The organism is Sinorhizobium numidicum (assembly GCF_029892045.1).
Taxonomy (GTDB): domain Bacteria; phylum Pseudomonadota; class Alphaproteobacteria; order Rhizobiales; family Rhizobiaceae; genus Sinorhizobium; species Sinorhizobium numidicum.
In genome coordinates this window covers 534,005-558,410 of record NZ_CP120367.1, presented here as the reverse complement: position 1 = coordinate 558,410, position 24,406 = coordinate 534,005, and the positions used below count along the sequence as shown (strand labels likewise).

The window sequence follows — 24,406 nt, the reverse complement described above, 5'->3', positions numbered from 1 at the left end:
CCACTCCTTTGGGGTTACCCAAGACGCAAACCGTACCGCTCGGCGAGGATTGGGATAGTGCTGAAGTGGATATCAAGCTCGTATCGGGCAACGACCTTGCCGATTGCAGCGTCGTCTCGGTAGCTAAGAATGGTGCAAGCTCGCGAAAATAGTCCTCGAACCCTGCCGATGACATGAGCTCGAGCAAGCGCCGCCGCGTGCGCCCGGCGCACCGCTCGACACGCATCGCAACTGGCTTGCAGCTTGGCGACGACGTGCTGATGGCCGGTGTACGTCTTTCGGAATTGCCTACTCCGGCTTCGCGTTGTCTTTGGTGGCCATTTTGTCTCTCCTTCAAATTCAATGAGGGAACGGGTGCGCGCAGTAGTCGGCTGAGTCTCAGGCGGGCGATTTGAGCAGGCCCCCATTCTTTTCAACCTTTTTGCTACTACTGATGTTACCGCTGATCATGTCTCTCATGCGCTGAAGGCGGGGAGAATATTCTTGGTCGACAAGGTTGCTGGTCCTTGGCAGGGCTGTAGTCTACCCAGCAGTGAATAATGCTGATCTCAGGGCGCGGCATGGAGTGCCGCTTCCGAGCAACCGGCTAGGTTGGCGCGTAACTCTCGCGGAGGCGACGATGTTTATCCTGGTTCTCGGCCTGCTGATCTTTCTGGGCGTCCACTCGGTTCGTATTTTTGCGCCGGCCTGGCGCAACCGGCGCATTGCGGTTATGGGGAACGGGCCGTGGAGAGGGTTCTATTCGCTCACCGCGCTGATCATCTCGATAAAACGCCGGGGCAATGACATACCGGCGCCGGGGCCGGCAAAACGGGACATGATGGCTGCAATCGCAGGCCTCTTGGTTTATGGGCTGTTCGTATGGAAACTGCACGAATGGCTGTTTGGCGTTACGTCGCTGCCCTGATCCGCACATCGCAGATTGGGGCGGCAGTTGGGTAGCAGGAGGGAAGCCCATCAACGTCCGTCAGCTTCATCAGCTCGACTTTGCGGCCTGCCTCGCTCCAACCGTCGGCTCTAGTGCACCTGGTTGAGCTAGCCATGGAGGTAGAGCTTCAGCATCGTTGCGGGGCCGCCCAGTCGCCGCCGCAGCGGCAAAGCTCTTTTGCACTCAAATCCAGCTCATCGATGAAAACATCTACAACACGGACAGAGTTGTCTTCGGCGACATAGTCATCGCGCATTCCGGCACGAGCAGCCGCTCTCGGCGGTTTTTGCTCTCGATGAGACCTCCATGCGGGCTTATAGTTACTTTGGCCCGGAAAGCCGACTGTTCAAACCTTTGCCCTGAGGGAATCGACTGTAGACCATTAAAACCTATCCGCATCGACTGCCGCGACCACGATACAGCCGATTCTTCGTCCCGGGCTGCCACCGCCTACAAGGATAGCCCCAACGCCTCCAGGCAATTGTAGAAGGAAGGAGAGTACCGAAATGGCCAGGAAATTCGCAGCCGGCGCGCTTCTCGCCGGGACAGCGCTCTTATGGCTGAGCGCCGCCGCCGCTCACTCCATCAAGGCCGAACCGGCGGAGGCTGTCCAGGCCCCGTTTGACATCATTGAGACCACCATCGCGACGAAGGGTGACACTGCCGTGTTCACAACCCGGGTGCGTGGCGAAGCAGGCTCTGAAAAACCCGCGGCGACGGGCAAATTCGAAGGGTCCGACGTCTACGCCTACGTCTGGCCAACCTCGTTCAACAGCGGCGAAATCGGCTTCGACAAAGACCAGGGCATCGTCGCGCTTGCGGTAACGTTCCACCCCGACTTCGACGACGCCGCCAAAGGCGGGAAGAACCGCGACGTCTGGCACCCGCACTGGGTCGTTCTGGCGGAAGACAAGACCTGTGGCGGTGGCCTTAAGGTCATCGACATTCCGGCAGGCGCTAAGCCTAAGGTCCCGGAGACCTGGCCAGGCGTTCCGCTGTTGATCGACAGCCCGGAATACCCGATAACGTTTAAAGGCGACGCCGTGGACGTCACCATTCCGCTGTCGCTCATCGGCGGCATCGCAGGCGCTGCATACGACGGCGTCACGGCAGGCCTCAAGGTCAGCGGCAACCTGCACGCCCCGCTGCTGTGCGTAAGCAACGTCTTCAAGGTCGCGTCGGGCAATCTCAGCCTACCCGGCAAGGTCACGCCCGCCGAGTAGCACGACGTCGGTCCGGCGATGGCAGTCGCCGGACCGACAATTCCTCCCCTCCAAGCACTGAAGAGAAAAACACGAGGCTCAGAGGCCCGTGCGCCTAGCAGCGGACTTTTCGCTGAGAGCTTCCTTCTGGTAGTGCGCTGGCTAATCGCATCTGGTTCACTCGGTCTGAGCTCGAAGGCGGTGGGGTCCGTACTCGCAGCATTTGCTCGCTGGTCCATCACACCCGAGGCTAGACTACGATACCTGCTTCGCGTTGCTGGAAACAAGGAAATCTCATGCCCGTAGTCGCCTCGTTCATGTACCGAGACGGAAAGCGCGCGGAGGAATTGCCGCTCTCCCCAACGCCGATTTCCTTCAAAGACGATGAATTCGCATGGATCGGCTTCTACGCCCCGGACGGTCGAAGAGATGGCGACCCTTCGCGCTTCATCAGCTTGCCGTCGAGGATGCACTCAATTCGCAGCAGATAGCAAAGGTGGACATCTACGGCGAGCAGCTCTTTGTGATTGCCAAAACCGCGCACCTCGAGTGCGACAAGATCTCTACGGCGAAACGTCGCTGTTTGTCGGGCGGCACCACATCATCTCGGTCCGGCAGGGCTCTGCACGTGCTTACACCGAGCTTCGCTCACAACTGGAGGCCTCGCCCCAATCGTTGCAGAGGGGGCCGGATTACGTACTACACGCGATCATCGATTTCATAGTCGATGGTTATCTCCCGGTCGTGCAGACGATCGAGGACAAGGTGCTGGCGATGGAAAAGCACAGGCTGGTGGCGTTTCTCGAGCGCGAGGAGATCCGCCGCGTTTTCCGTCTGCGCCGACAGGTCATCCTCTTCCAACGCATTCTTGGTCCGATGTCGGAGATCGTATGGCTGAAACGAAACTCAACTCCGCTCGACGGCCGGGCCGGCCATTGCGGAAATGCCGGTGCCATTGTGGGTACGCTCCGCCTTGGTGCCGGATCGTTGCTCCGGGATCAGCGCTGGAACAGGATCGGGCAGCCGCTCCAGCCGCAGCGAATTCACCACCACGAGGATGCTCGAGCCGGCCATGACCGCCGCCGCAAGGATTGGCTGCAGAAGTCCGAATGCTGCGAACGTCAGCGCGACGAGGTTGTAGCCGAACGCCCACATAAGGTTGGTCAAGATGGTCCTGCGGACCGCGCGGGCCACGTCGACGATCCAGGGCAGCATCCATAATCCATCCGCAGGCAGCACGAGCGCCGCAGTCTCGCGGGCGAGATCGGTGGCGGAGCCGACGGCGATACCGACATCTGCGGCGGCCAGGACCGGCCCGTCATTCAGTCCATCGCCGACCATCGCCACCGAACCGTGGTGATGGCGGAGCCGATCCAGGGCCAGCCGTTTGGCCTCGGGCGAAAGGCCCGCTTGGACGTCCTTGATCCCAACCAGGGCCGCGATCCGCTCCGCCGCTTGCGCCAAGTCGCCGGTCAACAGCGTGGCGTCGAGCCCGCGCTCACGCAGGGCCGCGATCGCGGCCTGCGCCTCGGGAAGCGGTGAATCATCGAGCGACAGCACGGCGTGAACCCGCTCGCCCCAACCGACATAGACCACCGAATAACCGCTCGCCTCCAGCGACCGCGCACGCTCGACCAGCGACGGGGGAAGCGGCCAGCCCAGATCATTCATTAATCTGCCGTTCCCTGCCGCCACGGGCCGGCCTTCGGCGTTGCCGCGGATGCCACGGCCAGGAACCGTCCGAACATCGCGGGTGACGAGCGGTGTGATGTCTCGCTGAGCGGCGGCCGCCGCGATTGCCCGCGCCAGACCATGCTGGGAAAGGCGCTCCAGACCGGCGGCGCGCGCCAGTACTTCGTCGATGCCGACCTCCTCGCGGTCGATGCCGACGAGACGCACTTTGCCCGCCGTCAGAGTGCCGGTCTTGTCGAAGGCGAGCAACCGTACACGCGCGAGAGTCTCGAGCACGCCGGGGTCGCGGACGAGGCACCCGTGCCGCGCCAGCCGGCCGATGCCGAGTGATGTCGCCATCGGAGCAGCGAGGCCGACGGCACAAGGACAGGCAACCACCAGTACCGAGAGGCCAATCAGCAACGCCCGATCGAGCGGCAATGACTGCGCCCAGTAAACGATCGCCAAACCGCCGAGGGCGAGGACGAGCGGCACGGACACGCCAACGACGCGATCGGCAAGGCGCTGGGTTGGACTGCGACGGCCCAGCGCTTCGCGCACCGACCGGCAAATCCGCGCCCAGCGGGTTGCGGTTCCGTCACCGCTGCTTTGGATCAGGAGCGGGCCGTCGATATTGATGCTGCCGGCAATCACCTTTGAGCCGGCGCCCTTTGTCACTTGCCGGCTTTCTCCGGTAATCACGGCCTCATCGGTGTTCGATTCCCCCTCGACAACCAGGCCGTCGACCGGAATGCGCTCGCCTGGCCGGACCCGCACCAGCATGCCGGCCGACACCTCCCGCACCGGACGGCGGATCTCTGCCGCGCCATCGACCACGGTCGCGCTCTCGCTTTCTGCGGCCAGAAGAGGTTCGAGGTCGCGCGCCGCCCTTGCGCGGCCAACAGCCTCGAGATAGCGGCCAACGGTGAAAAGCATCATCACCATCACGGCGGTATCGAAATAGACATGCGTGCTGCCCTCGAACACGGCAAATGCCGAATAGAGGTAAGCGGCAGCGACGCCGAGCACGATGAGTGCCGACGACGTCACTCGTCCCTGAATGCCATTGAGCCACATTTCGCGCAGATAGGGTCCGCCGAGAATCACCACCGCCGGCGTCGCGAAGATCCAGAGCAAAAGGTGAACCCACGGCAGCACGCCCGCATCGACGCCGGTGAACGCGTCCGAATAGAGGAGGAGGCTGAACATCATGATATTCATGGAGAGAAAGCCTCCCACGCCGAGCTGGATCAGAAGCCAGGCGGCTTCCCACTCTTCGTGTCTGCCGCTCTTCACCTGAAAGGCGATGCAACAGCCGTAGCAGCAGAACGCGCAAGCCTCACCGTTGAGCCTGCGCTCCATCGGGCGCAGGCCGACGGGCAGCGAACAATGGCTACAGAGGATATGGTCATGCGCAGTCATACGGGATGTCCGCCCAGCCAGGCAAGGCCGATATGCGGGTGAGAAGGCAGGAGACCACGGCCGAGCGTGATGAGACCGAGCAAAAGTATAAAGCCACCAGCCAGCCGCACGCCGCGCCGCCGCCAGGCTGGCCCGAGTATCCGGCCAACGCCGCCCATCATCAACATCGCGGGGAAGGTTCCCAGTCCGAACCATGCCATGACGAGGAACCCGGGAAGCGCTCCGGCGGTGCTCGCCGCCTGGGCGGCGAAGGCATAGACTAGCGGACATGGCAGGAAGCCGTTGAAAACGCCAAAGGCGAGCGGTGCGGCGCTGCTCCGGGCCGTCAAGAGACCGCGTAGGGACAATGCAAATGTGCTGCCGCCAAATCCGATCGCAAGGCGATGAAAGACCTGCAGCAAGCCGAAGAACTGCAACGCCATGGCAATCATGAGCAGGCCAGCGACGATCGCGAGAATTCGTTGGGCGATGTCGAGGGAGCCGTTCAAGAGCGGCGCTGCCGTTAGACCTTGCGTGGTACAGATGACCTGACCGATCGCACCCGCGAGCCCGCCCAGAAAGCAATAGGTTGTCAACCGGCCGGTATTGTAGAGCAGATGGCGAAGGACGGTTGCGCCTCCGCCTCGCTGATCGCGGCCCAGCGCGCAGGCAAAGCCGCCGCACATGCCGATGCAATGAAAGCTGCCTGCAAATCCAGCGGCGAAGATCACGAGGTAGTAGATCATTGGCGTTGTCGCTGCGCCGCTATTGCCGCACAAGATAGAAAAGGTAGATGATAAAGCCGACGGTGCAGCCGCCATAGATGAGGAAGCCGAGCATCTGCGGCAAGCCGGCGTCAGCGAGCTTGAAGACGGTGTCCTGTAGCATCCGCTGCTCCTATGTCAGCCGAAATAAAGACGAAGCACGTTTATCGCCACCTCGAAGGCCAGGAAAAGGAGGTTCAATGCGGCGACCCCAAGGAGAATTTTAGGTATCAACATCTCCATCACTCCTGCCTTACCGGCCCTGGCGACAGTCTTCTTAGAACAGACGGCCGGGGCCGAGTCCGCCCCAATAAACATACATGTAATACAGCCCCCAGGCGAACAGCAGTACGTAGACGACGAGAAGCCATAGCGGAATGAATCCCACACGCGCCTGTATCAGGCCGCCGGCATAGTCCTCCAGTTCAGGGTGCGAGCTTTGACGCACCTCCAGTTCCGGATGCCTCGGGCTCTCCGGATCGCTGCTCTGCAGATCGCTCATTTTCCATTTCCCTTTCAAAAAACCCGTTGGCGGCTTTGTCGGTGCCGCTCAAGGCGCCGGATAGGACGCCCCAGATGAACAAGAACAGGGCCGCCAGGCTCATCAGCATGGCGCCCGCATAGGGTCCGGTGACTTCAAAACCGAGCATGCGCTAACCTCCGGCGGGTGCCTGTTCCTCGCCAGGCGGCGCTGGCGGGCCAGACGCTGGCACCGACGGATCGGGTACATACGCTCGCTCAGGCTTGTCAGCGACCAGTTCCAGATCGTTCAGCGCCGCGCGGGCCTCCTTCTTGATCGAGAGCGGCTGCAGCGAGAGCGGGTCTTTATAGGCGGAAAGCGCCACCACGAAATAGGAAAGCGCCCACCGGTCCTCGTCCGGAAAGGCATTCCGGTAGGACGGCATCGGCGTGCCGCTGAGGCCGGTAGTTATCGTCCGGAAGATGTCTTCGACGGCCGGGCCAGACTTGAACTGGCCGCTTGTGAGGTCGGCCGGCACGCTGGCGAACCCGAGATCATCCTTGAGGCCGGCAGCCTTCTCGCCGTCGCCCTTGCCGCCTTGGCCGTGGCACTCCCAGCATTTCGCCACCTGCCAAACCTCCTTGCCACGGTCCAGCATCGTCTGGGACGGGATCGGCGGGCGCCCGATATACAACGGTGGGCCAGGCGGTTCCTCGACGAAGAAAGCGTAAGGACTGGCAGGATCGGAACGGTCAACCGCTAGCTCATACTTGATGTACTGGATCACCGCCAGCCGATCGTTGAGCGGCAGGTCGTACCAAGGGGGCATTGCCGTGCCGCGGACGCCGCGAGTAATGGTGCGCAGCATGTCGCCGTCCGTGGGCAGGGGCTCCTTTGTCAACCTGAACTTGAAGACTGCGGACGTGAAGTCCCTAGGCCGCTGGTTAAACATAAAGGTGGCGGCCGGCCCGTTGCCGTCGCCTTTGGCACCGTGGCAACCGATGCAGCGGCGCTCATAGACTTCCTTGCCATAAGCAATCCATTCCTCGGATCGCGGCATCGTCGCATCCATGACCTCCAGGCTTTGCGGCTCGAACAGATCGCGCCATTTACCCCGGTTCGTGCCGAGCTTCTGGAGGTAGGAAACGAGCGCCGCCACCGATTCCGTCTCCGCCACGATACTGACGGTTTCTCCTGTGTATTCGTCGTTCGGCGTCAGGACGATCGGCTTTCTATCGCGCGCCTTCAGCGGCACGAACAGCAACCCGGATGCATTCGGCGTCAGCTGGATCGCTTGCTGGCTGTCGAAGTCGAACAGGCCTTCGGTGACCTCTGTCCGTTCCAGGGTCCGATTGCCAGCGCCGTCGTCAACGATACGGACGGCTGCATCGGGCTCGTGGAAGAGGCCGCGATACGGCGCCATTATCGAGTCCGGCACCAGCATCCGCGGATCGTAGAAGTGCGCCAGGTGCCACTCGTCGCTGTATTTCAGGCCGACGCGCGTCAGGTCCGGTCCGATCCGGCGTGTGCCAAACAGGTGCGGCACGTCATAGGCGTATTCGCCCGCCTCGCTGACCGGTCCCCAGCGGCGGATCTCGCCGGTCACTGGCCGCACGAATTGCGAATGGCAGTACCAGCAGCCTTCGCGCAGGTAAATGTTGCGGCCGCGAAGCTGCTGCTCGGTGTAGTCCGTCGCCTCTGAAACCATCCATTTCAACTGGCCGAAATCCGTGCGCACCACCGAGGTCACGCGCGTCGTTCGCGAGGACGGCTCCACGAAGGGCAGCACGCCCTGCGTGATCACCGCAAGGGTGATGCAGAAGACGCCGGCGAACAGCGCGAAGAAGCGAACGTTCACCGTGCGAGCCCTCCAGCCGGGGCCGGGATAGGCGCCTCCACCGGCCCGCGGACGCGTCGCGCCTCAACCGCCGGGCTGGTCAGAGCGGTCAGCATCAGATTCAGCACCAGCAGCGACATGCCGATATCCATGCTGATGCCTGCCAGGGTCCGCGCCAGCCAGTAGGGCTTCACCCAGACGAGCGAGTCGAGCCATTCGACCCCATTCATCCATTGATAACCCTGCTGCAGCCCGCCCGCTGTGAGGACGAGGCCCATGGTCGCGATGCCGACGGTGATCAGCCAGAACGACCAGTTGCCGAGCTTGAATGACCAGAGTTCGCGCCCGAACAGCCGCGGCCAAGTATAGATGAGGCCCCCCATCGCCCAGACGACGAACGTGCCGAACACGGTAAGGTGCGAATGCGAGATGACGAAATCGGTGAAATGGGTCGGCTGCTGCAGCTGCCGCAGCGCCTCGGTCGAGCCTTGGAAGCAGCCGACCAGATACATGAGCGAGCCCATGATCAGGAACTTCGCCGGCAGGTTCCTGCCGAACTCATGCCACTTGCCCATCATGGTGCCAAAGAAGTTCACCAGCACCGTCCACACCGGAATGATCAGCAGCATCGACGTGACGACGGCCAAGGTCTCGGCCCAGTCGGCGATCGGGCTGTAGAGGTAATGGTGGATGCCGACGAACGGGTAGAACAATGCCAGGGACCAGAAGCCTACCAGCGAGAGCTTATGGGCATAGAGCGGATTTCGCGCGCTGACCGGCAGGAAATAGTAGATGATCACGTAGCCTGCGGGCGTTAGCCACAGCCCGACGATATAGTGGAGATAGAGGCCATGGAAGGCGGCGCTGTTGATGCCCGAAATCGTGTATGGCAGGATGAAGCTTCCAAGCACGAAGTTCATCGTCGTCCACACGAAAGTGGCGATCAGGTACCATAGCGCGACATAGATCGCTGGCTCGAGCCTTCGACTGATCGTGATCAGGAACTGCGCGGTAGCGACAGCCACCACGATGAAGAATGCGACTTTCGCGTAGAGCGGAAGCTCTCCGGCTTCCAAACCGTCACTGTCGCCGATCAGCAAGCCGACCAAACCGGCAAGTGTTGCGATGTTCCAGACCCATGCGAGAAGAACCGACCACTCCGACCATATCACCCGCACCCCCGACAGACGCGGAACGAGATAGTAGCAAAGGCCGATGAAAAGCGTCGAGAAGGCGCCGAAGATGACACCGTTGACGTGGACCGGGCGCAGCCGGCCGAAGGTGAACTCAAGGTTGCCCGATCCGAGATAGTCAGGGTAGTTGAAGGTGCTCGAGATCAAAACGCCGACGGATGGCGTCACCATCAGCCAGAACATGCCGAAATAAAGCCAGGTCCGCACGACCCGGTTGTCGACCAGCGCATCCAGGTCCACATTCGCGAAGTTGCCGCGCAGCTCCATCCCAGTCTCTGCCAACGCATCGACCTCCCGCGCGGCTCTTGGGCCGCACGACTGCTTCAACCCCACCCTTCCGCCATCGAGGTCACCCCGATGGTGGACTCGCATCGCACTCCCTGCAGCCGGTGCCCCGGCTATCGACTAGGCCAGTATTTGCGTGGCACCAACACCGAGCCGGTGTTCAACCAGGTGATGTACGCCTCGAGCGCCTTCATCGCCTGCGATTCGGGATCGATCTTCTCGCCCTGGTTCGGCTCCTCGATGCACCAGTAACCCGCTCATCAACTCGCGCATCGTCATAGAAGCCACCTCCTTCATGGGGACGAGGGGCAACTTTTAAAAATAGAGCCAAAACAGTACCATGTCTAGCCATGACGGAGATCGCCATTATGCAGTTGAGCGATGCGTCGAAAGATGTCATCCGGAAGGAGAGCGGCCATGCAAAGACATACAAAGGAAGCTTCGGAGCTTAAGGAATTGATCCTCGCGGATCTTCATAAGGAACCGGGATGCGAGCACGTTACCGACTTTGTGATTCAGCGGCTCGAAACCAAGGAGAACGGGGCAAACTGGACTGTCAAATATCTGGATCCTCATCAAGATAAGGTCTGCGAGACCATTCTGATAAACATTGCGCGAATGTTGCAGCTCAACTTCGACCTTCCTGAACGCGAGTCGTGAGAACGATGCGAGCGGGATCGGGCGCGCATCGCGCTTCGACTTGATTCTTATGCAAGCAGGGAAATCGGGCGATGGCGGAGCCCACAGCGTTGCACACCAGCAAACCTGGCGGCGTAAAGAACGTGATTGCGCTGCGGCCCTCGCGCGTAAGTTCTAGTCTTCGAAGTCCATGACGGGCGCCGAAAACCTTCTCTCGGCCTCCAATCTGTCACGGAAGAGCTCTACCACTCTGAACCGGCGGGATGAGCTAGAAATCAATGTCGAGATTGTCCTCATGATCGTGATGGCCGGGAAGCTCGGGCGGCGGCGGGCCAGGCACCTCGGCCACCATCGCCTCCGTCATGATCATGAGACCGGCCATTGAGGCGGCACCATGAAGTGCTGTGCGCACGACCTTGGTGGGATCGACAATGCCGGCCACCAGCAGATCGCGAAACATTCCGGCTTGCGCATCGTAGCCCCATCCGTAGTCATCGTTTTGGAGAATTCTGGCGGCCACGAGCGAGCCATCCTCACCCGCATTGGACGCAATCTGTTTCGCCGGCCAGGCTACGGCTTCCTTGACGATGTTGATGCCGGCCTGCTGGTCGAGGTTTTCACCCTTCAGCGTCCGAATCGCCTTGCTTGCGCGCAAGAGAGCGACGCCACCGCCCGGCAGGATACCCTCCTCTACGGCGGCACGGGTGGCATGCATCGCGTTGCGGATACGGTCCTTCTTTTCCCTAACCTCCGACTCGGTCGCGCCGCCGACTCGGATCACGGCAATCCCGGCGGAGAGCCGTGCCAGCCGCTCCTGAAGTTTCTCGCGATCAAAGTCGGACGTACTTAGTTCAAGCTGTGCCTTGATTGCGCCGATCCGTGCAGCGATTTCCGCGCTTGAGCCGCCGCCTTCCGCGATCGTGGTATTCTGCTTGTCCACCCTGATCTTCCGAGCACGGCCGAGGTCGTCGATCGAAATGGACTCGAGCTTAAGGCCGACCTCCTCGGAAATGACCTTTCCGCCGGTGAGCAATGCTATGTCTTGCAGGATCGCCTTGCGGAGCTCGCCATAAGCGGGCGCCTTGACGGCCGCCACTTTCAGGCCGCCGCGCAGCCTGTTGACAACCAGCGCCGCCCTGACTTCGGCCTCTATGTCCTCGGCAATGATAAGAAGCGGCTTGTCGGCCTGCATGACCTTTTCTAGCAGCGGCAATATTTCGCTAAGGCTCGACAGCTTCTTCTCGCAAACAAGGACAACCGCGTCCTCCATCTCCACCTGCATCTTGTTTCGATTGGTGACAAAATGGGGAGAAATGTAGCTGCGGTCGAACTGAATGCCGGTGATGACTTCGCTTTCGGTTTCGAGTGACCTGCCTTCCTCGATCATGATCACGCCATTGGTGCCGACCTTCGCCATCGCCTCGGCGATGATCTGGCCGATCTCCCGATCGCCATTGGCCGAAATCGTGGCGACCTGTGCGATCTCGTCATTTGAGGTGACCGATCTAGCATTCTGCTTCAATGCCGCGCCGATCGCGTCGACCGCACGATCAATCCCGCGCTTCAGGTCCATCGGGTTCATACCAGCAGTGACCGCCCGGACACCGCCTTTGAGGATTGCGTCGGCGAGCACCACCGCCGTCGTCGTGCCGTCGCCCGCCAGGTAGGAGGTTTTGATGGCGACCTGCCTGAGCAACTGAACGCCCATGTCCTCGAACCTGTCCTCGAGTTCGATTTCCCGCGCGACCGTCACGCCGTCCTTGGTGATCTTCGTGCCGAAGGAGCGGTTGATGGCAACGTTTCGACCGCGCGGCCCAAGCGTGACAGCGACGGCGCGTGCAAGCGTCTCGATGCCATGTAGCATGCTGTCGCGCGCCTGGAAGGCGATTCTGATCTCCTTGGCCGTCATGTCTCCCTCCATTACTGCGTTGCGGCGTCTGAGCGGATGAACAAGGACGCAATGACGCTTCCCAATCGTGGGGTCCCTTCGCTAAACCGATTTCCGATTTAAGACTTCACGCGGCAATCTCCTCTTTCCGCCGAGGAGGCCGCCCCTTCGCGGGGCAGCCCGAGTTCATCCCAAACATCGCTGAGCGCCGTCACAAGTTGCCCGATCATGATGTCGTCGTGGCACGGAGAGGGTGTGATGCGGAGCCGCTCTGTTCCCTTCGCCACGGTCGGGTAGTTGATCGGCTGGATGTAGATGCCATGCTGGGCAAGCAGCATGTCGCTCGCGGCCTTGCATCTCGCCGGATCGCCGAGCCGCACCGGAACGATGTGGCTGTCACTGGCCATGACCGGCAGCTTCGCCGCGGTTAGTTCGGCCTTCACCCGCTGGACCCGGTTCTGATGAGCTTGGCGCTCAGACTGCGACACCTTCAAATGGCGGATCGCGGCGGTGGCCGCGGCACAAATCGGTGGCGGCAGCGCCGAGGTGAAGATGAACCCCGGGGCGTAGGAGCGAACCGCATCGATGAGCGTGGCGTTTCCCGCAATGTAGCCACCAAGACAGCCGAACGCCTTGGCCAGTGTTCCTTCGATAACATCGATCCGGTGCACGACACGGTCTCGTTCGGCGATGCCGCCGCCGCGCGGACCGTACATGCCGACGGCATGGACCTCATCAAGGTAAGTCATGGCCCCGTAACGATCGGCAAGATCGCAAATACGGCGGATCGGGGCGACGTCGCCATCCATCGAATAGAGGCTTTCAAACACGATCAATTTTGGCCGTGCCCGCCCGGCCATCCTCAGCAACTCCTCAAGGTGGCGGAGATCATTGTGACGGAAAATCCGTTTTTCTGCGCCCGACTGCCGTATGCCCTCGATTATGGAGTTGTGGTTGAGCGCATCCGATAGGATCAGGCAATCGGGGACCAGCTTCCCAAGCGTGGAGATTCCCGTCTGGTTTGAGACATAACCAGAGGTGAAGACCAGCGCCGCCTCCTTGCGATGGAGGTCAGCAAGCTCGATTTCCAGCTCGAGCATGGGATGGCTGGTTCCCGATATGTTGCGCGTGCCGCCCGCGCCTGTTCCCAGACGCCTCGCAGTCTCAATCATGGCGGCGATCACACTTGGGTGCTGCCCCATGCCGAGATAGTCGTTGGAACACCAGATAACGACTTCCTTTGGTCCGTCTGGTGCATGCCAGATTGCACGCGGAAAGCAACCGGCGATCCGTTCAAGGTCCGCGAACACCCGGTAGCGCTGCTCGGCATGGAGTTGCGCTATCGCGTCGGCGAAGAACCGATCGTAAGGCACCAACCCTGACATTTCGGGATGCGACAAGCGCTCCGGCATGGCCTTCCCTGTCTCCGCGTTGCTCGGTTTCGACGTAGCTTTACTGACCGGCCTTCGTCATCAGGCGCCGCAGCGTGTCAGCTATAGCGTCACCGGGCGTGCCGGCCTCCAGTCCGCGCACGAACCTGCCCTGAGGGTCCATGACATAGATATACGTGCTGTGATGGACGACATAGTCGTCTGGATCACCTTCCGATGGGTGCCGCTCACTATAGGCGCCATATTCCTGCGCGACGGCAGCGATCTGCCGCTGACTTCCGCTCAGCCCTAAAATGCGCCGGTCGATCGCGCCGGTATACTGCCCGATCACATCGGGTGTATCGCGTTCGGGATCGACGGTGATGAAGACCGGTTGCACCTTCGCCGCGTCGGGGCCAAGCCTGTCAAGGGCCAGTGCAATCTCGCTCAGCGTCGTCGGGCAGGTGTCGGGACAATGGGTATAACCGAAGAAGACCAGCATCCATTTCCCCCGAAAGCTTGCGTCGGTTACCGTCGTTCCGTCCGGTGCGATCAAGCTAAACGGTCCGCCGATCGTCACCGGCGACGCGGCGTAAACAGGCGCAATGATGATGATGAGGAATGCCGCGGCTGAGATGAAGCGATAAAAGGCCGCGCGGGTAAAGGCCGAAGCATTACACTGACCGAACCGCCCTTCCATGTGCCTCACTCCTCGTGAGCCGATGTTATCGCCATACGCTGTCGACGGCGACACAAACGGATGCCTGCGAGAGGGGCGGGGCTGGTCAGAAAGAGCCGATCGATGCGATATGATTTGGCGCGGCCGGGAATTTCCCGCTTGCGTGTCGCCATATTCGTCGCCAGCCCTACCGAAATCGCGATTTCAACTTGATATTAGAATCATTCTGAATGAGAATGCAATGTTCCTTTGGGAGGAGGTTTTGCTGTGGAAAAGCGCCACTTCTCCGGGTTTCTCGTAACCGCTGCATTGATGACGATGGCACCGCCCGCGCTGTCCTACGAGGTAAGCGCGGTATCCGGAGGTGGCTCCATCGAAGGCGTTGTCGTCTATCGTGACAGCGTTCCGACGCAGAAGATCATACCAACCAAAGATGTCGAGGTTTGCGGCCAGCCACGGGAAGAGCCGCTGATCCGCGTTGGCGCAAATCAGGCGGTCGAAAGCGCGGTCGTGTACTTGGTCGACGTGGCCTCCGGCAAGGATTGGCCGGCGGCCGGCAAAACACCTGAACTCGACAATGAGAAATGCCGCTTTGTGCCGGAAGTGCAGGTGATCGCCCCTGGACCGCTTGACGTCATCAACTCAGACCCGGTGCTGCATAACACCCATGGCTACTACGGCAAGCGCACCGCCTTCAATCTGGCTCTGCCGAACGAGGATCAACGCATCCCCGTCGAATTGCCCCGCCCAGGTACGGTTCGCATCGACTGCGACGCGCATGGATGGATGGAGGGCTGGATCTACGTCGTGGACAATCCCTACTACGCAGTGACCGGCCCGGACGGAAAATTCTCGATCACGGATGTTCCTCCGGGCGACTATAAACTCGTGGCGGTGCAGGCCTTCATCGGGCCGATTGAGATGCCTGTCAGCGTTGAGGGCGGAAAGGCCACGACGCTCGATATCGAGCTTAAAAAGAAGTAGTGCGAAGTAAAGCACGCTAAAAACAAGAAAAGTAACGATGTGGCTGTCAAGCCATGTCTGCCTCTGTGGGCCGAGTTCTTCTTTCGGCCTTAAAGGAGGAAACGTCATGTCGGACGAACTCGATCGCATCCGTCGCGAAATGCATTCCGTACTGCAACCCGAAGGAGCTCGTCCCGACGACTCGCTGAAGATCACCCGCCGCACATTCATTCACGGTTCTTTGATATTCGGTGCAGCAACGGTGGGCCAGGCCTTTGCGTGGTGGCCGCTGCTCAACACGCTCGACATCGCGCATGCAGCCGAAACACCCTTCAAGTTTGCCTGGATCTCCGACACCCATCTCTATCCACGATCCCTGAACACGCGCTTCGTCGACAAGGTCGTGCGTGCAGCGCAGGAAGTCCAGGCGATGGATCCACCGGCCGATTTTCTGATCTTCGGGGGTGACCTCGCGCAACTCGGGAAGATCGAGGAGCTCGAACTCGGCGTCGACCTGTTGAAGGAGATCAAGATCCCGAAACATTACATTCCGGGCGAGCACGATTGGTACCTCGACATGGGGAAGAAGTGGGGCGAGTTGTTTGGCCAGCCCAACTGGTCTTTCGACCACAAGGGCGTACGCTTTATCGGCCTCGATACCGTCAGTCGCGGACCGGATTATTGGACTGCCAAGAACATGACGCCCGAGGAGCGCATGGGCCATATGGCGACACTCGATGGCACAGTCGCCGGACCATGGGCTGGCGTCGGCAGGGACCAGCTCGACTGGATGGAAAAGACGCTGGCCGACTGGGACAAGGCACGGCCGGTGGTCATCTTTAGCCATAACCCGCTCTACGAATATTATCCGCCCTGGAACTTCTGGATACGTGACTGGCGCGAAGTGCATGAAGTGCTGAAGCCGTTCGCCAAAGTCACCAACATTCACGGCCACGTGCATCAGGTACTTTACAACGAGATCGGCACCATGCGGTCGATCGGCATGCTGGCGACCTCCTGGCCTTGGCCCTATGCGCCAGAAGGCTTGCCGAAGCTCACCAAGCCGATGATCCGTGTCGACCCGGGCGATCCTTATGATGGTGTCGGCTGGAGCAAGATCGACGTGGGAGCCACCGACAAGGTGGAAACCGAATATATAATGTGGGGACGCAAGGAAGTCTTCGTGCAGTCCCCTGAAGACCATGACAAGCATGTTTCGGAGGTCATTCGCCCAAGGATCGCCGATAACATGTGGCCATTCTAGCGGAGGAAGGGTCATGACAACCCACTCGAAAATCCGCTGTTCACTGCGGCGCTTCGGCTTGGTGGGGGGAATTGCCATTGCCGCCGTTTTCGCGGGACCGACCAACGCCCATAAAGATCCGGTAAAGCCGGAGCAATTGAAGCTCTACCAGGAAGCATTCATGGAGGAGGTAAGAAAAGGCGACCTCCTCTTCCATGGCGACCAGGCAACCGCCGAGGCACTAGGCGTCGCCGACGACCTGTCGAATACGGGAATGGCCTGCGCGATGTGTCATCCCATGGCATCGGACACCCATCCGCAATCCTTCCCGAAGTTCCAAGCGCAGATAGCCAAGTTCGCGACCCTTCGCGACATGATTAACTGGTGCATCGAGAAGCCTATGCAGGGCGTGAAGATCGACCCGGAATCCGAAGCAATGAAGGCGCTCGAAGCATACATTACCTGGTCCAACACCGGTTCAGTGCTGCAGCCGGGCAAGTACTAGTGCGGCCGCTGTCCGGATTGAGCGGCCACGGCAATCCTTGCGTGAACCCGAACTGGCGCGGGTAAGAGGCAGCATGGTTTGGCAGAGACCGCACTCGTCTTGCCCGAGGGCGGGCTTTGGATGTTGCCTTGGGTCGTCGACGTGGCCCGCGCGGTTCGCCGGACCATTCTCACCAATCTCCTCTGGCCTTTGGCTACAATCGCATTGACCGCCGCGGCCCTCGGATCTCCGCAGCCGATTCTCCAGGCGGCCCTCATGGCCGGATCGAGCGTTCTCGTGGTTATGGATTCGATGCGGCTCCAGCGCCTGCCGGCCCCGGATCCATCAGAGATCGCTGGTGGGCAGACTCCCCTTCAGGAGCCTCCGCCGAACACGTCCGCAGTGAAGGCTGAATACCAGCCCACGGCATGATGGGCGGTGCGGCGGCGGGCCTCAGCGCTCTCGCCCACCTTGCTTATGAACATTTTGACGGTTTTTATCTTTCCGCCCTCGGATGCGAAGGTGAGGGCATTGGTGAAAGCGTCGTCGGGCGCTAGAAACGTGTAGCACGAGTTGAACAGGTGCGGCGGAAAGTGAGGCGAGCCCGTGAGGGAAGCCGCAACGGCAAAAGCGCATGCTTTGGCCTGGCTGTTTGCAGAGAAGGCAGACTTCGGCATGTCGCCGCCGATAATTGAGTCGCCTACGACATGGATGCCGGGCTGCAAGGTCGATTCGAAGGTCACGGGATCAACCGGGCACCAGCCGGACGCGTCGGTGAGACCTGCCTTCTCGCCGATGAGCCCCGCCTTTTGGGCCGGAATAATATTGGCGACCGCCGCCCTGAACGTCTCGCCTTCTGTTACCACCGATCGCGCCGCGACATCTACGGCTTTGATGGCCCCGGTGAACTGAGACGGTAGCCATTCAATCATGCCCGGATAATGACGCGACCACGCATCCTGGAACAGTTCCTGACCCGAAAACGTATCCTTCGCGTCGAGAATGAGTATCTTCGATTTCGGTTTGAACTGCTTGAAATAGTAAGCGACCAGCGAGGCCCGCTCATATGGGGCCGGCGGGCAGCGGAACGGGTTTGGAGGCGCAGCGATAACGAACACACCTCCGTCGTCCATGCTTTTGAGCTGCCGGCGCAGCAGTTCGCTCTGGGGTCCGGCAATCCAGGCATGCGGCATTATTTTTGCCGCTGCCTCGTCATAGCCGCCGATCTCACCGAATTTGAAGGCGATCCCCGGAGCGACGACGAGGCGGTCATAGGAGAGCTTTGGGCCGCCCTGAAGTTCAACACCTTTGCCTGCGGGATCGATCGCCACCGCGCTGTCCCGGATGATCGTTATGCCGTGGCGTTCGGCCAGCGTTTCCAGACCGAAGGTCAGGGAGGCGAGCGAGCGAAGACCGGCAAGGTAGAGATTGCTGAAGAAGCAGGTGACGTGGGTGGAGTTCGGTTCGACCAGAGTGACGTCGATTGACTTCAGGTCAGCGAGGTATCGGGCAACAGTAGCGCCGCCGATGCCGCCGCCGATCACTATGACCCTCGGCCGTCCCTGACCACGAGCAATATGTGGCGCAGCCACCCCCAGCAGCGCTCCTCCGACTAGGCCACCGATCTGGCGGCGCGTCCAATCCGTCATGGCTGCCATCCGGCGTTGGCTTTTCCAGTGAGATAGCGCGCCATCGCGGCCAGTTCGCCGTCGGTGAGCGACAGTGCAACGGCATGCATCACAAGGCTGGGGCTTTCGCTTGCACGAAAGGCGAGCATGGCCTTGACGATCCCCTGTTCGTCCATTCCCACAATCGGCGGAATGGCCTGCCCGCGGCCGGCTGGGTCGTGGCAGGAGGCACAGGTGGCGGCGATCTGCGCGCCCTGGCTCCCGTCCTCGGCGGCCGAATTTCCGGGAAAAAGGAGAATTGCGGAAAGCGAAACACCGAGCAACCAACGGATTTCGGCTGCGAGGCCCTTCGCACGCGAGACAGTCGCGGCCTTCCGTACGAGCTGCATGTCAGGTGACCACTATGTCATGAAAGAGGGAATAGGTCGCGCCGCCGTCCTCCCGCCAGGAGAACTCAAGGCGACCGTTTTCCGTCGCACGCAGATTGAACTCCAGGAACGGATTGGCCGAGACCGCTTCGTGCAGATCGGCGCGGAAGACCTCGAGCCCGCCGTAGCGGCAGACGAACTGGTTGATGATCTTGCGCGGGATCGTCTTGCCCGTGGAATCGGTGCGCAGTCCCGTCTCCATCTGGTGCTGAATGATGGCCTTGACCGTGAATACGTCATTTTTTGCTACCGAGCCCGGAACCATCACGCGGGGTATGGGAGTGGTCACGCCTACCTCCTTGCGCAAATTTCAGAGACAGCCATTCGTGGCCACAGCCACCCAGGCCTTTGCCATCAGTAGGCTACCGTCGCTCATCTCAGCAAGCGCCACCACATGTTGCGGAGCGGCCAGCCGAACGCGGGTTGAGACGCTGGAGAGGCTGCGCCCCGGAACGAAATGAAACTGCACCACTTCGACGAGCGGATTCTTCGGAGCGAAAACGCGGACGGATTTAACGTGGTCGGCCTCGGTCATCGGACTGTCGACCGTGATGCTCATAGGCACCGTATAGCCGGTCGGGAATTCCGCTGGCATCACGAGGCGAAGCCGATTCGAAGGCGTTGCCTTCCGCCCGGTCAGGCGCCACAGGAAGTCCTCCACCTCATCCGCCCCCCGCGCACGCTTCGGCGTCAGCAGGGCAACCGCACATGCCACTGTTCCGATTGTGCTGGTCAGCATATGACGTCGCGTCAGGCTCATCGCTCTGTCTCCGGGACGGCTTGCACGCATTCAAACAGGAATTTCCTGCACTCCTCAAGGTCGCCACCGCGGTTCTCGGAAAAGAGTACACCCTGTCCCCTCCCCCGTAAATTGTCCACGATCCCAGGGTTTACCAGGGTTGCATTGAAGCATACCCGGCATGCTTTGTGCCTGCGTCGATTATTGAACTTGACCATATCGCTTCGTTGAGGGGTGCCACGCACTGCTCGATCAAAATCACAAGAGGGGTGCGGTTGAGCGGACCGTCGACGACGAGTGGCACGATGAAGCGATGAAAGCGCAGCCGAAAAAAGTCAGCGTCATCCAACGCCCGACCGCACTGACACCAGCCGCGGCGTGCGTCAGCGGAAGGAGCGAAGGACATGGGCGCTGTCGACCATGGGCACGCAGGTCATGACGACAAAGGCGTACGCGCGCTCACTTTGATCGTCGCGCCGCACCCGACCGGCAGCACCCGGTCAGGCTTCTCGGTCCATTTCTGTCTGCCACTCTCCCGCAAACGACCCCGCAGCGGTTGTTTTTTGGGGGACGTTCTTAAAGTCGACGAGACAGCAATCCAGGTCGGAAAGCTGCATAAGAGCATATGCCGGGGTGTTTATTGCCCGACCGATCCGAGTTGTATCGGTCGTATCCAGTTCACTGAGGAACCATTCAGCATCAGCCGGAGAGTTGCGCGGGACGCGACTGTCAAAATTCTTCCAATAGGCCAACGAAGCTTCAACGAGTTGCCTGCGCTGTTCCGCTGGCATTGTCTCAAATTCTGAGAGATCAAGAGCGGCAATAACGAACTTTTCGACCTCATCGGAGCTTGCTGCCGCCCGTTGCACCATGCTGATGAGAAGCAAGAACAAAAATCCAAACCGTGACATCTTCATCAATTGGGCAGCCAATCAACGTCTTCCGTGTCTTGTATAACAGCAGCGGAAGGCGACTTCATCAGCTCGCAACTTGCCGTCCTCGCGACGAGTTATTGCCATTGAACATCGCGCCGGAGGCGTCACTCTTGGTCATTATCGACTTTATTCTTGAAGTGATCGGCTACACCACGGCTAGGCTCATATTGCCGCTCATCACCCGTGGGAAGGTGCGCGTAGAACCCGCATCCTCTACCGAGACAGGGTTTAACTGGTTGGGATTTAAACGTGTCTCAGATGGCGCACTGCTCTGCCACGCCCCCATGGAAGGATGGTTTGGTCTGATCCCGTGGGTACTCGTGATCGCTCTTGTGGTCCTGATCGCATAGCCGAGCGCGCATCACCGGACGCTTTCCGCAGCAGAGATCCGCGATGCCCTCATTGATGCGGCCGATGTCATAAAGACGCTGAAGAACGTGCCGAGCGGGAGGGATTAAGCGAGCGCCAACACCGGCCGCCCATTGGAACCCCTCTCCGGCTGTCCCGTTCCTCCTTCAATGCTTAGAGAACGCTGATTTTCGAAATGTGAACATGAACAGGTGCCCGGCCAAGCCTAATTACTACCCGCGCTTTGGCTCAGCTGGAAAAATCACGATCCGCCTGTTGAGATGTCGAATATCGCCGACTCGTCATCCTGTTGCGCAGACCTTGTTTCCGTCATCGGCCTAAGGGCGGACGAGTTGCAGACCAACGGCTTACCCGGGGTGAAACGGGTATTCATGATAGAAGATGCGCCAAGCGCTCCATATCGCTACGGCGCTCAGCACGACAGCGGCCGACACAACCAGCAGGATTTGCAAGACGCTACCGTATTCGACAAACTCAACTCCGAGTGTAACCAGTGCCACTCCGATTGAGGCGCAAACGACAACTGCAATAACCTCAACGACGCTTCGGATCATCCGGCGCCCTTTCATGTAAAAAAATCTACACTACAAAATTAGGGGTTAATCTACCATAGGTAGCTAGGAGTCCCTTTGATGTCAACTATTCAACTTTGCAGTTCAATGGGAGTCGAGGAGCTTTCAACCTGCGCCGAGCTCCGCCCTGTCGTTTGCCTCGGGAACTACCGCTCACGTGTCAGAGAATACACCGTCGCATCATCAGCTCGTTCCCTGATCCCCTTGAACGATGGATGCCGCAGCTTCCCGTCCTCCGTCCAAGCGCGATATTCAACCTCGGCGACCAGCACCGTTTCGGTAAATACGGCACCCTTCCGCTTTAAGGCGACGGCCGGTTTCTTCGTGACCATCCCCTCGAGCAGCTTACGCAGCTCCACCGCCACCTCGCGCGAGAATCCGGTACCGACGCCGCCGACGTAGACGAGCTCGTCACCTTTTCTCGCGGCCAGAAGCAGCCGCGCGATCGCGCCGGGCATCGCGGTCGATGGCTCGAAGCCGATGATCAAGAAGCTGTCGCTGCGCACACACTTGATCTTGAGCCAATCAGGACGCCGGCCTGAGCGATAGGGGCTTTCGCGATGCTTTGCGATGATTCCCTCAAGACCGTGCTCGCAGGCGACGCGGAGGAATTCGTCGCCGACAGCATCTGCCTCTTCCGAAAGACGAATGAGACCCGTCCGGCCGGCGACGATCGGCTCCAGACGACGCCGGCGCTCTCTCTGCTTCAGACGCCGCAGATCGTGCCCGTCGATATAAAGCAGATCGAATGCGAAGAAGATGATCTCACGGTTATCTTGCAGGCTTGGCCGCTTGCCGAGCGCCCACTGCAGCGCACCGAAATCGGACCGGCCATGCTCATCGAGTACGACCGCCTCGCCGTCGATGATCATCGTGTCGTGCCCGAGCTCGCACGCCTCCTCTGCGATGGCGGGAAAACGCTGCGTCCAGTCATACCCTCCACGTGTGATGACGCGCACCCTCCCCGGCTCGACGTGCACGGCCACGCGGTAGCCATCCCACTTCACCTCATAGGCCCAGTCAGGCCCTTTCGGCGGACTGTTGACCAGCAGCGCCAGGCATGGGTCAATCCGATCCGGCATCGGGTCTGGTGGAGGCGTGTCGCTCGGTGGTTTTGGCGGTGCTCTGGCCATGCGATCATTAACGTACGAGGGCCAATTAACGGCAGTGCCATGTCATTAAAAATACCTCTGGATCAATCGAGATCAGCCATGGTCGGCCTGAACATAGACCGGCTTAAAGGCAGCGGTCAGCGCTCGAAAGATTTCGCGGGCGATGTAGTGCGTAGCGGCGGTACGTGGACCCGGCGGCTTCCGCGCGAAGTCCTCAACAATCATCTCCGGAACCGCCCAGATAGCGTTGGCGATTTGCCCGATGACCTCGTCCTGGGTCGCTTCCGCTGAGTTCCGGTGAAATTGGTAGTCGCGCCGCACGCGCATGAAAACATGAATGGCGATAGCAGCGGCGCTCCTACGATCAGGCGGTTCTATTTTTTGACCAGACAGGAGCCTCTGCCGTAAGTCGTCATCGATCTCCAGCAGCGCTATGTGGATCGCTGATGCATTCAGTTCTCGGTGCAAACTCCTGCCTCCAATTGCGTAATCCAAGCTTGCTAAACGCATCGGCGCTTCGGAGGGTCCCGAACGGTTGCAGATATTTCGGCTTGCACACGATCAAACTCTCGTCATTGACTTGCAGAATTATGAGAACATAATGAGAACATTCACCAGCGATGCGGCGCACCACATCCGAAACTTAGGGGGACCGGACATCCGCTCATGCGGCATTTGAAAGTGCGCCATGCGAACATTTGAAGATGAAATCACAAACCTGATCGCGGTCGACTTGCCGTTCTCAAGCCCTTCCAAAGGCGGGCCATTGCCGGGCTCGATCAATATGGCCATCGGAGTGACGTTTCAGCAGGTACAAAATATGAGAAAGCCGCCAACACGGTGAGTTCGAGCCGTCTTCAAGCCATCGCGGACGTACTGAACGTGCCGGTTTCCCACCTCTTTGACGGCCCAGGCGACGGCGGCGCTGTGTCGAAGGCCGATGGTGACCTTGACCAGCATCTGTCCAGTCCAGAGGGTATTGCTCTTAACCGGGCATTTGCTCAGCTAAGCGACACGCGGGTTCGTCGCCAAGTGGTAGCTCTCATCAGAGCGATCGCGGTTGAAGAGTGAACGCCGGTTAAGCCCACATGGCCGCATCCGTCGATCCTGTTCTTGGACAAGTCAGTCGGTCCCACGAACCAGCGCAAGGAACCCGGTGACTGCCACGAATACGCAAGCGAACGTCGGAAAGGCAAGCCATACTCGATTAAGCTTCGGACTAATCTGGCGGCAGCAGCATCGCCTTGGGGCTATTGGTGACACTCTACACGAATGCATACATTGGGGTTGGGCGTGATCCTCGCGCTCGCCTATCTGGGCTTTAGAACGAACTTCTTCGCTCGAAGAAGCGAACAACTGCGCCCTCGCCCCAACAGAATGAAAGCACGCGTTTGACGGCTGAGGCCTTGTAGCAGCGCGACCACGCCTTCGGCCGTAAACATCGCTTACACTTGGGCCGCCGATCCCGACAAAATCATCGCTGCCGTCAAACGTGGGCACCACGTGCTAGAGAAAAGCTCAATGGCTCTGGTCATGTAGCCCCTAGCGTCTTTGTTCAGCTTGCCCGTTAGCTCTATTGTGGGCGGTGCTCGGTGCATTATAGATGGGCAGTAACT

At 60.1% G+C, this 24,406-nt stretch carries 24 protein-coding genes and 1 pseudogene; 9 read left to right on the top strand and 16 right to left on the bottom strand.

The window, feature by feature from the left end; all coding sequences use genetic code 11:
• Nucleotides 1-619 precede the first annotated feature (619 nt).
• The 3 genes and pseudogenes from PYH37_RS02725 to PYH37_RS02710 form a co-directional block, all read left to right on the top strand.
• Complete coding sequence (locus PYH37_RS02725; RefSeq protein ID WP_280731908.1) at nt 620-907, top strand: NnrU family protein; 288 nt, start codon at nt 620-622, stop codon at nt 905-907.
• Nucleotides 908-1,434: 527 nt separating this feature from the next.
• Complete coding sequence (locus PYH37_RS02715; RefSeq protein ID WP_280731907.1) at nt 1,435-2,151, top strand: hypothetical protein; 717 nt, start codon at nt 1,435-1,437, stop codon at nt 2,149-2,151.
• Between the two features lie 363 nt (nt 2,152-2,514).
• Nucleotides 2,515-2,973 (top strand): annotated as a pseudogene (locus PYH37_RS02710) (CorA family divalent cation transporter); the annotation flags it as partial.
• Between the two features lie 63 nt (nt 2,974-3,036).
• On the opposite strand, the gene PYH37_RS02705 reads toward PYH37_RS02710, so the two are convergent.
• From PYH37_RS02705 to PYH37_RS02680, 6 genes are all read right to left on the bottom strand, one after another.
• Nucleotides 3,037-5,163, bottom strand: coding sequence for a heavy metal translocating P-type ATPase (locus PYH37_RS02705; RefSeq protein WP_342394651.1), 2,127 nt, complete (start codon nt 5,161-5,163; stop codon nt 3,037-3,039).
• 56 nt (nt 5,164-5,219) lie between these two features.
• Complete coding sequence (locus tag PYH37_RS02700; RefSeq protein ID WP_280731905.1) at nt 5,220-5,948, bottom strand: sulfite exporter TauE/SafE family protein; 729 nt, start codon at nt 5,946-5,948, stop codon at nt 5,220-5,222.
• Nucleotides 5,949-5,967: 19 nt separating this feature from the next.
• Nucleotides 5,968-6,090, bottom strand: coding sequence for a hypothetical protein (locus PYH37_RS02695; protein ID WP_013845677.1), 123 nt, complete (start codon nt 6,088-6,090; stop codon nt 5,968-5,970).
• 153 nt (nt 6,091-6,243) lie between these two features.
• Nucleotides 6,244-6,468, bottom strand: coding sequence for a hypothetical protein (locus tag PYH37_RS02690; RefSeq protein WP_280731904.1), 225 nt, complete (start codon nt 6,466-6,468; stop codon nt 6,244-6,246).
• A 151-nt stretch (nt 6,469-6,619) separates the two neighbouring features.
• On the bottom strand, nt 6,620-8,284 hold the full coding sequence (locus PYH37_RS02685; protein WP_280731903.1) for a cbb3-type cytochrome c oxidase subunit II: 1,665 nt from the start codon (nt 8,282-8,284) through the stop codon (nt 6,620-6,622).
• Nucleotides 8,281-9,723: a cbb3-type cytochrome c oxidase subunit I gene (locus PYH37_RS02680; protein ID WP_342394650.1), complete on the bottom strand. Its 1,443-nt coding sequence runs from the start codon at nt 9,721-9,723 to the stop codon at nt 8,281-8,283. Before PYH37_RS02680 ends, PYH37_RS02685 begins: the two co-directional genes overlap by 4 nt.
• A 90-nt stretch (nt 9,724-9,813) precedes the next feature.
• Between PYH37_RS02680 and PYH37_RS02675 the strand changes: the two genes are divergently transcribed.
• Nucleotides 9,814-9,993, top strand: coding sequence for a hypothetical protein (locus tag PYH37_RS02675; RefSeq protein WP_280731901.1), 180 nt, complete (start codon nt 9,814-9,816; stop codon nt 9,991-9,993).
• A 165-nt stretch (nt 9,994-10,158) separates the two neighbouring features.
• Nucleotides 10,159-10,401, top strand: a complete 243-nt coding sequence (locus tag PYH37_RS02670; protein WP_280731900.1) for a hypothetical protein — start codon at nt 10,159-10,161, stop codon at nt 10,399-10,401.
• Nucleotides 10,402-10,648: 247 nt separating this feature from the next.
• On the opposite strand, the gene groL is transcribed toward PYH37_RS02670, so the two are convergent.
• The 3 genes from groL to PYH37_RS02655 form a co-directional block, all read right to left on the bottom strand.
• Nucleotides 10,649-12,289, bottom strand: a complete 1,641-nt coding sequence (gene groL / locus PYH37_RS02665; RefSeq protein ID WP_280731899.1) for a chaperonin GroEL — start codon at nt 12,287-12,289, stop codon at nt 10,649-10,651.
• Between the two features lie 98 nt (nt 12,290-12,387).
• On the bottom strand, nt 12,388-13,680 hold the full coding sequence (gene hemA / locus PYH37_RS02660; protein WP_280731898.1) for a 5-aminolevulinate synthase: 1,293 nt from the start codon (nt 13,678-13,680) through the stop codon (nt 12,388-12,390).
• A gap of 40 nt (nt 13,681-13,720) precedes the next feature.
• Nucleotides 13,721-14,338, bottom strand: coding sequence for an SCO family protein (locus PYH37_RS02655; protein ID WP_280731897.1), 618 nt, complete (start codon nt 14,336-14,338; stop codon nt 13,721-13,723).
• Nucleotides 14,339-14,629: 291 nt separating this feature from the next.
• On the opposite strand from PYH37_RS02655, the gene PYH37_RS02650 reads away from it, so the two are divergent.
• From PYH37_RS02650 to PYH37_RS02640, 3 genes are all read left to right on the top strand, one after another.
• A complete protein-coding gene (locus PYH37_RS02650; RefSeq protein WP_342394649.1) occupies nt 14,630-15,301 on the top strand; it encodes a carboxypeptidase regulatory-like domain-containing protein in 672 nt (223 codons plus the stop codon).
• Between the two features lie 106 nt (nt 15,302-15,407).
• On the top strand, nt 15,408-16,544 hold the full coding sequence (locus tag PYH37_RS02645; RefSeq protein WP_280731895.1) for a metallophosphoesterase family protein: 1,137 nt from the start codon (nt 15,408-15,410) through the stop codon (nt 16,542-16,544).
• Between the two features lie 13 nt (nt 16,545-16,557).
• Nucleotides 16,558-17,028, top strand: coding sequence for a c-type cytochrome (locus PYH37_RS02640; protein ID WP_280731894.1), 471 nt, complete (start codon nt 16,558-16,560; stop codon nt 17,026-17,028).
• A gap of 353 nt (nt 17,029-17,381) precedes the next feature.
• On the opposite strand, the gene PYH37_RS02635 is transcribed toward PYH37_RS02640, so the two are convergent.
• The 5 genes from PYH37_RS02635 to PYH37_RS02615 form a co-directional block, all read right to left on the bottom strand.
• Entirely contained in the window at nt 17,382-18,656 is a 1,275-nt protein-coding gene (locus PYH37_RS02635) for an NAD(P)/FAD-dependent oxidoreductase (protein ID WP_280731893.1), read from the bottom strand.
• Entirely contained in the window at nt 18,653-19,024 is a 372-nt protein-coding gene (locus tag PYH37_RS02630; RefSeq protein WP_280731892.1) for a c-type cytochrome, read from the bottom strand. The genes PYH37_RS02635 and PYH37_RS02630 overlap by 4 nt, the downstream gene beginning before the upstream one ends.
• Nucleotide 19,025: 1 nt before the next feature.
• Nucleotides 19,026-19,328 carry a thiosulfate oxidation carrier complex protein SoxZ gene (gene soxZ, locus PYH37_RS02625; RefSeq protein ID WP_342394648.1) on the bottom strand — a complete coding sequence of 101 codons (303 nt, stop codon included), beginning with the start codon at nt 19,326-19,328 and terminating at the stop codon, nt 19,026-19,028.
• A gap of 45 nt (nt 19,329-19,373) precedes the next feature.
• Nucleotides 19,374-19,823, bottom strand: a complete 450-nt coding sequence (locus PYH37_RS02620; RefSeq protein WP_280731890.1) for a thiosulfate oxidation carrier protein SoxY — start codon at nt 19,821-19,823, stop codon at nt 19,374-19,376.
• A 479-nt stretch (nt 19,824-20,302) separates the two neighbouring features.
• Nucleotides 20,303-20,734: a hypothetical protein gene (locus PYH37_RS02615; RefSeq protein WP_280731889.1), complete on the bottom strand. Its 432-nt coding sequence runs from the start codon at nt 20,732-20,734 to the stop codon at nt 20,303-20,305.
• Between the two features lie 113 nt (nt 20,735-20,847).
• Here PYH37_RS02615 and PYH37_RS02610 point away from each other — a divergent pair, with 113 nt between their 5' ends.
• Nucleotides 20,848-21,087, top strand: coding sequence for a hypothetical protein (locus tag PYH37_RS02610; RefSeq protein WP_280731888.1), 240 nt, complete (start codon nt 20,848-20,850; stop codon nt 21,085-21,087).
• A gap of 737 nt (nt 21,088-21,824) precedes the next feature.
• Here PYH37_RS02610 and ligD read toward each other — a convergent pair.
• Nucleotides 21,825-22,811 carry a non-homologous end-joining DNA ligase gene (gene ligD / locus PYH37_RS02605; RefSeq protein WP_280731887.1) on the bottom strand — a complete coding sequence of 329 codons (987 nt, stop codon included), beginning with the start codon at nt 22,809-22,811 and terminating at the stop codon, nt 21,825-21,827.
• 72 nt (nt 22,812-22,883) lie between these two features.
• Complete coding sequence (locus tag PYH37_RS02600; RefSeq protein ID WP_280731886.1) at nt 22,884-23,300, bottom strand: hypothetical protein; 417 nt, start codon at nt 23,298-23,300, stop codon at nt 22,884-22,886.
• Nucleotides 23,301-24,406: the final 1,106 nt, after the last annotated feature.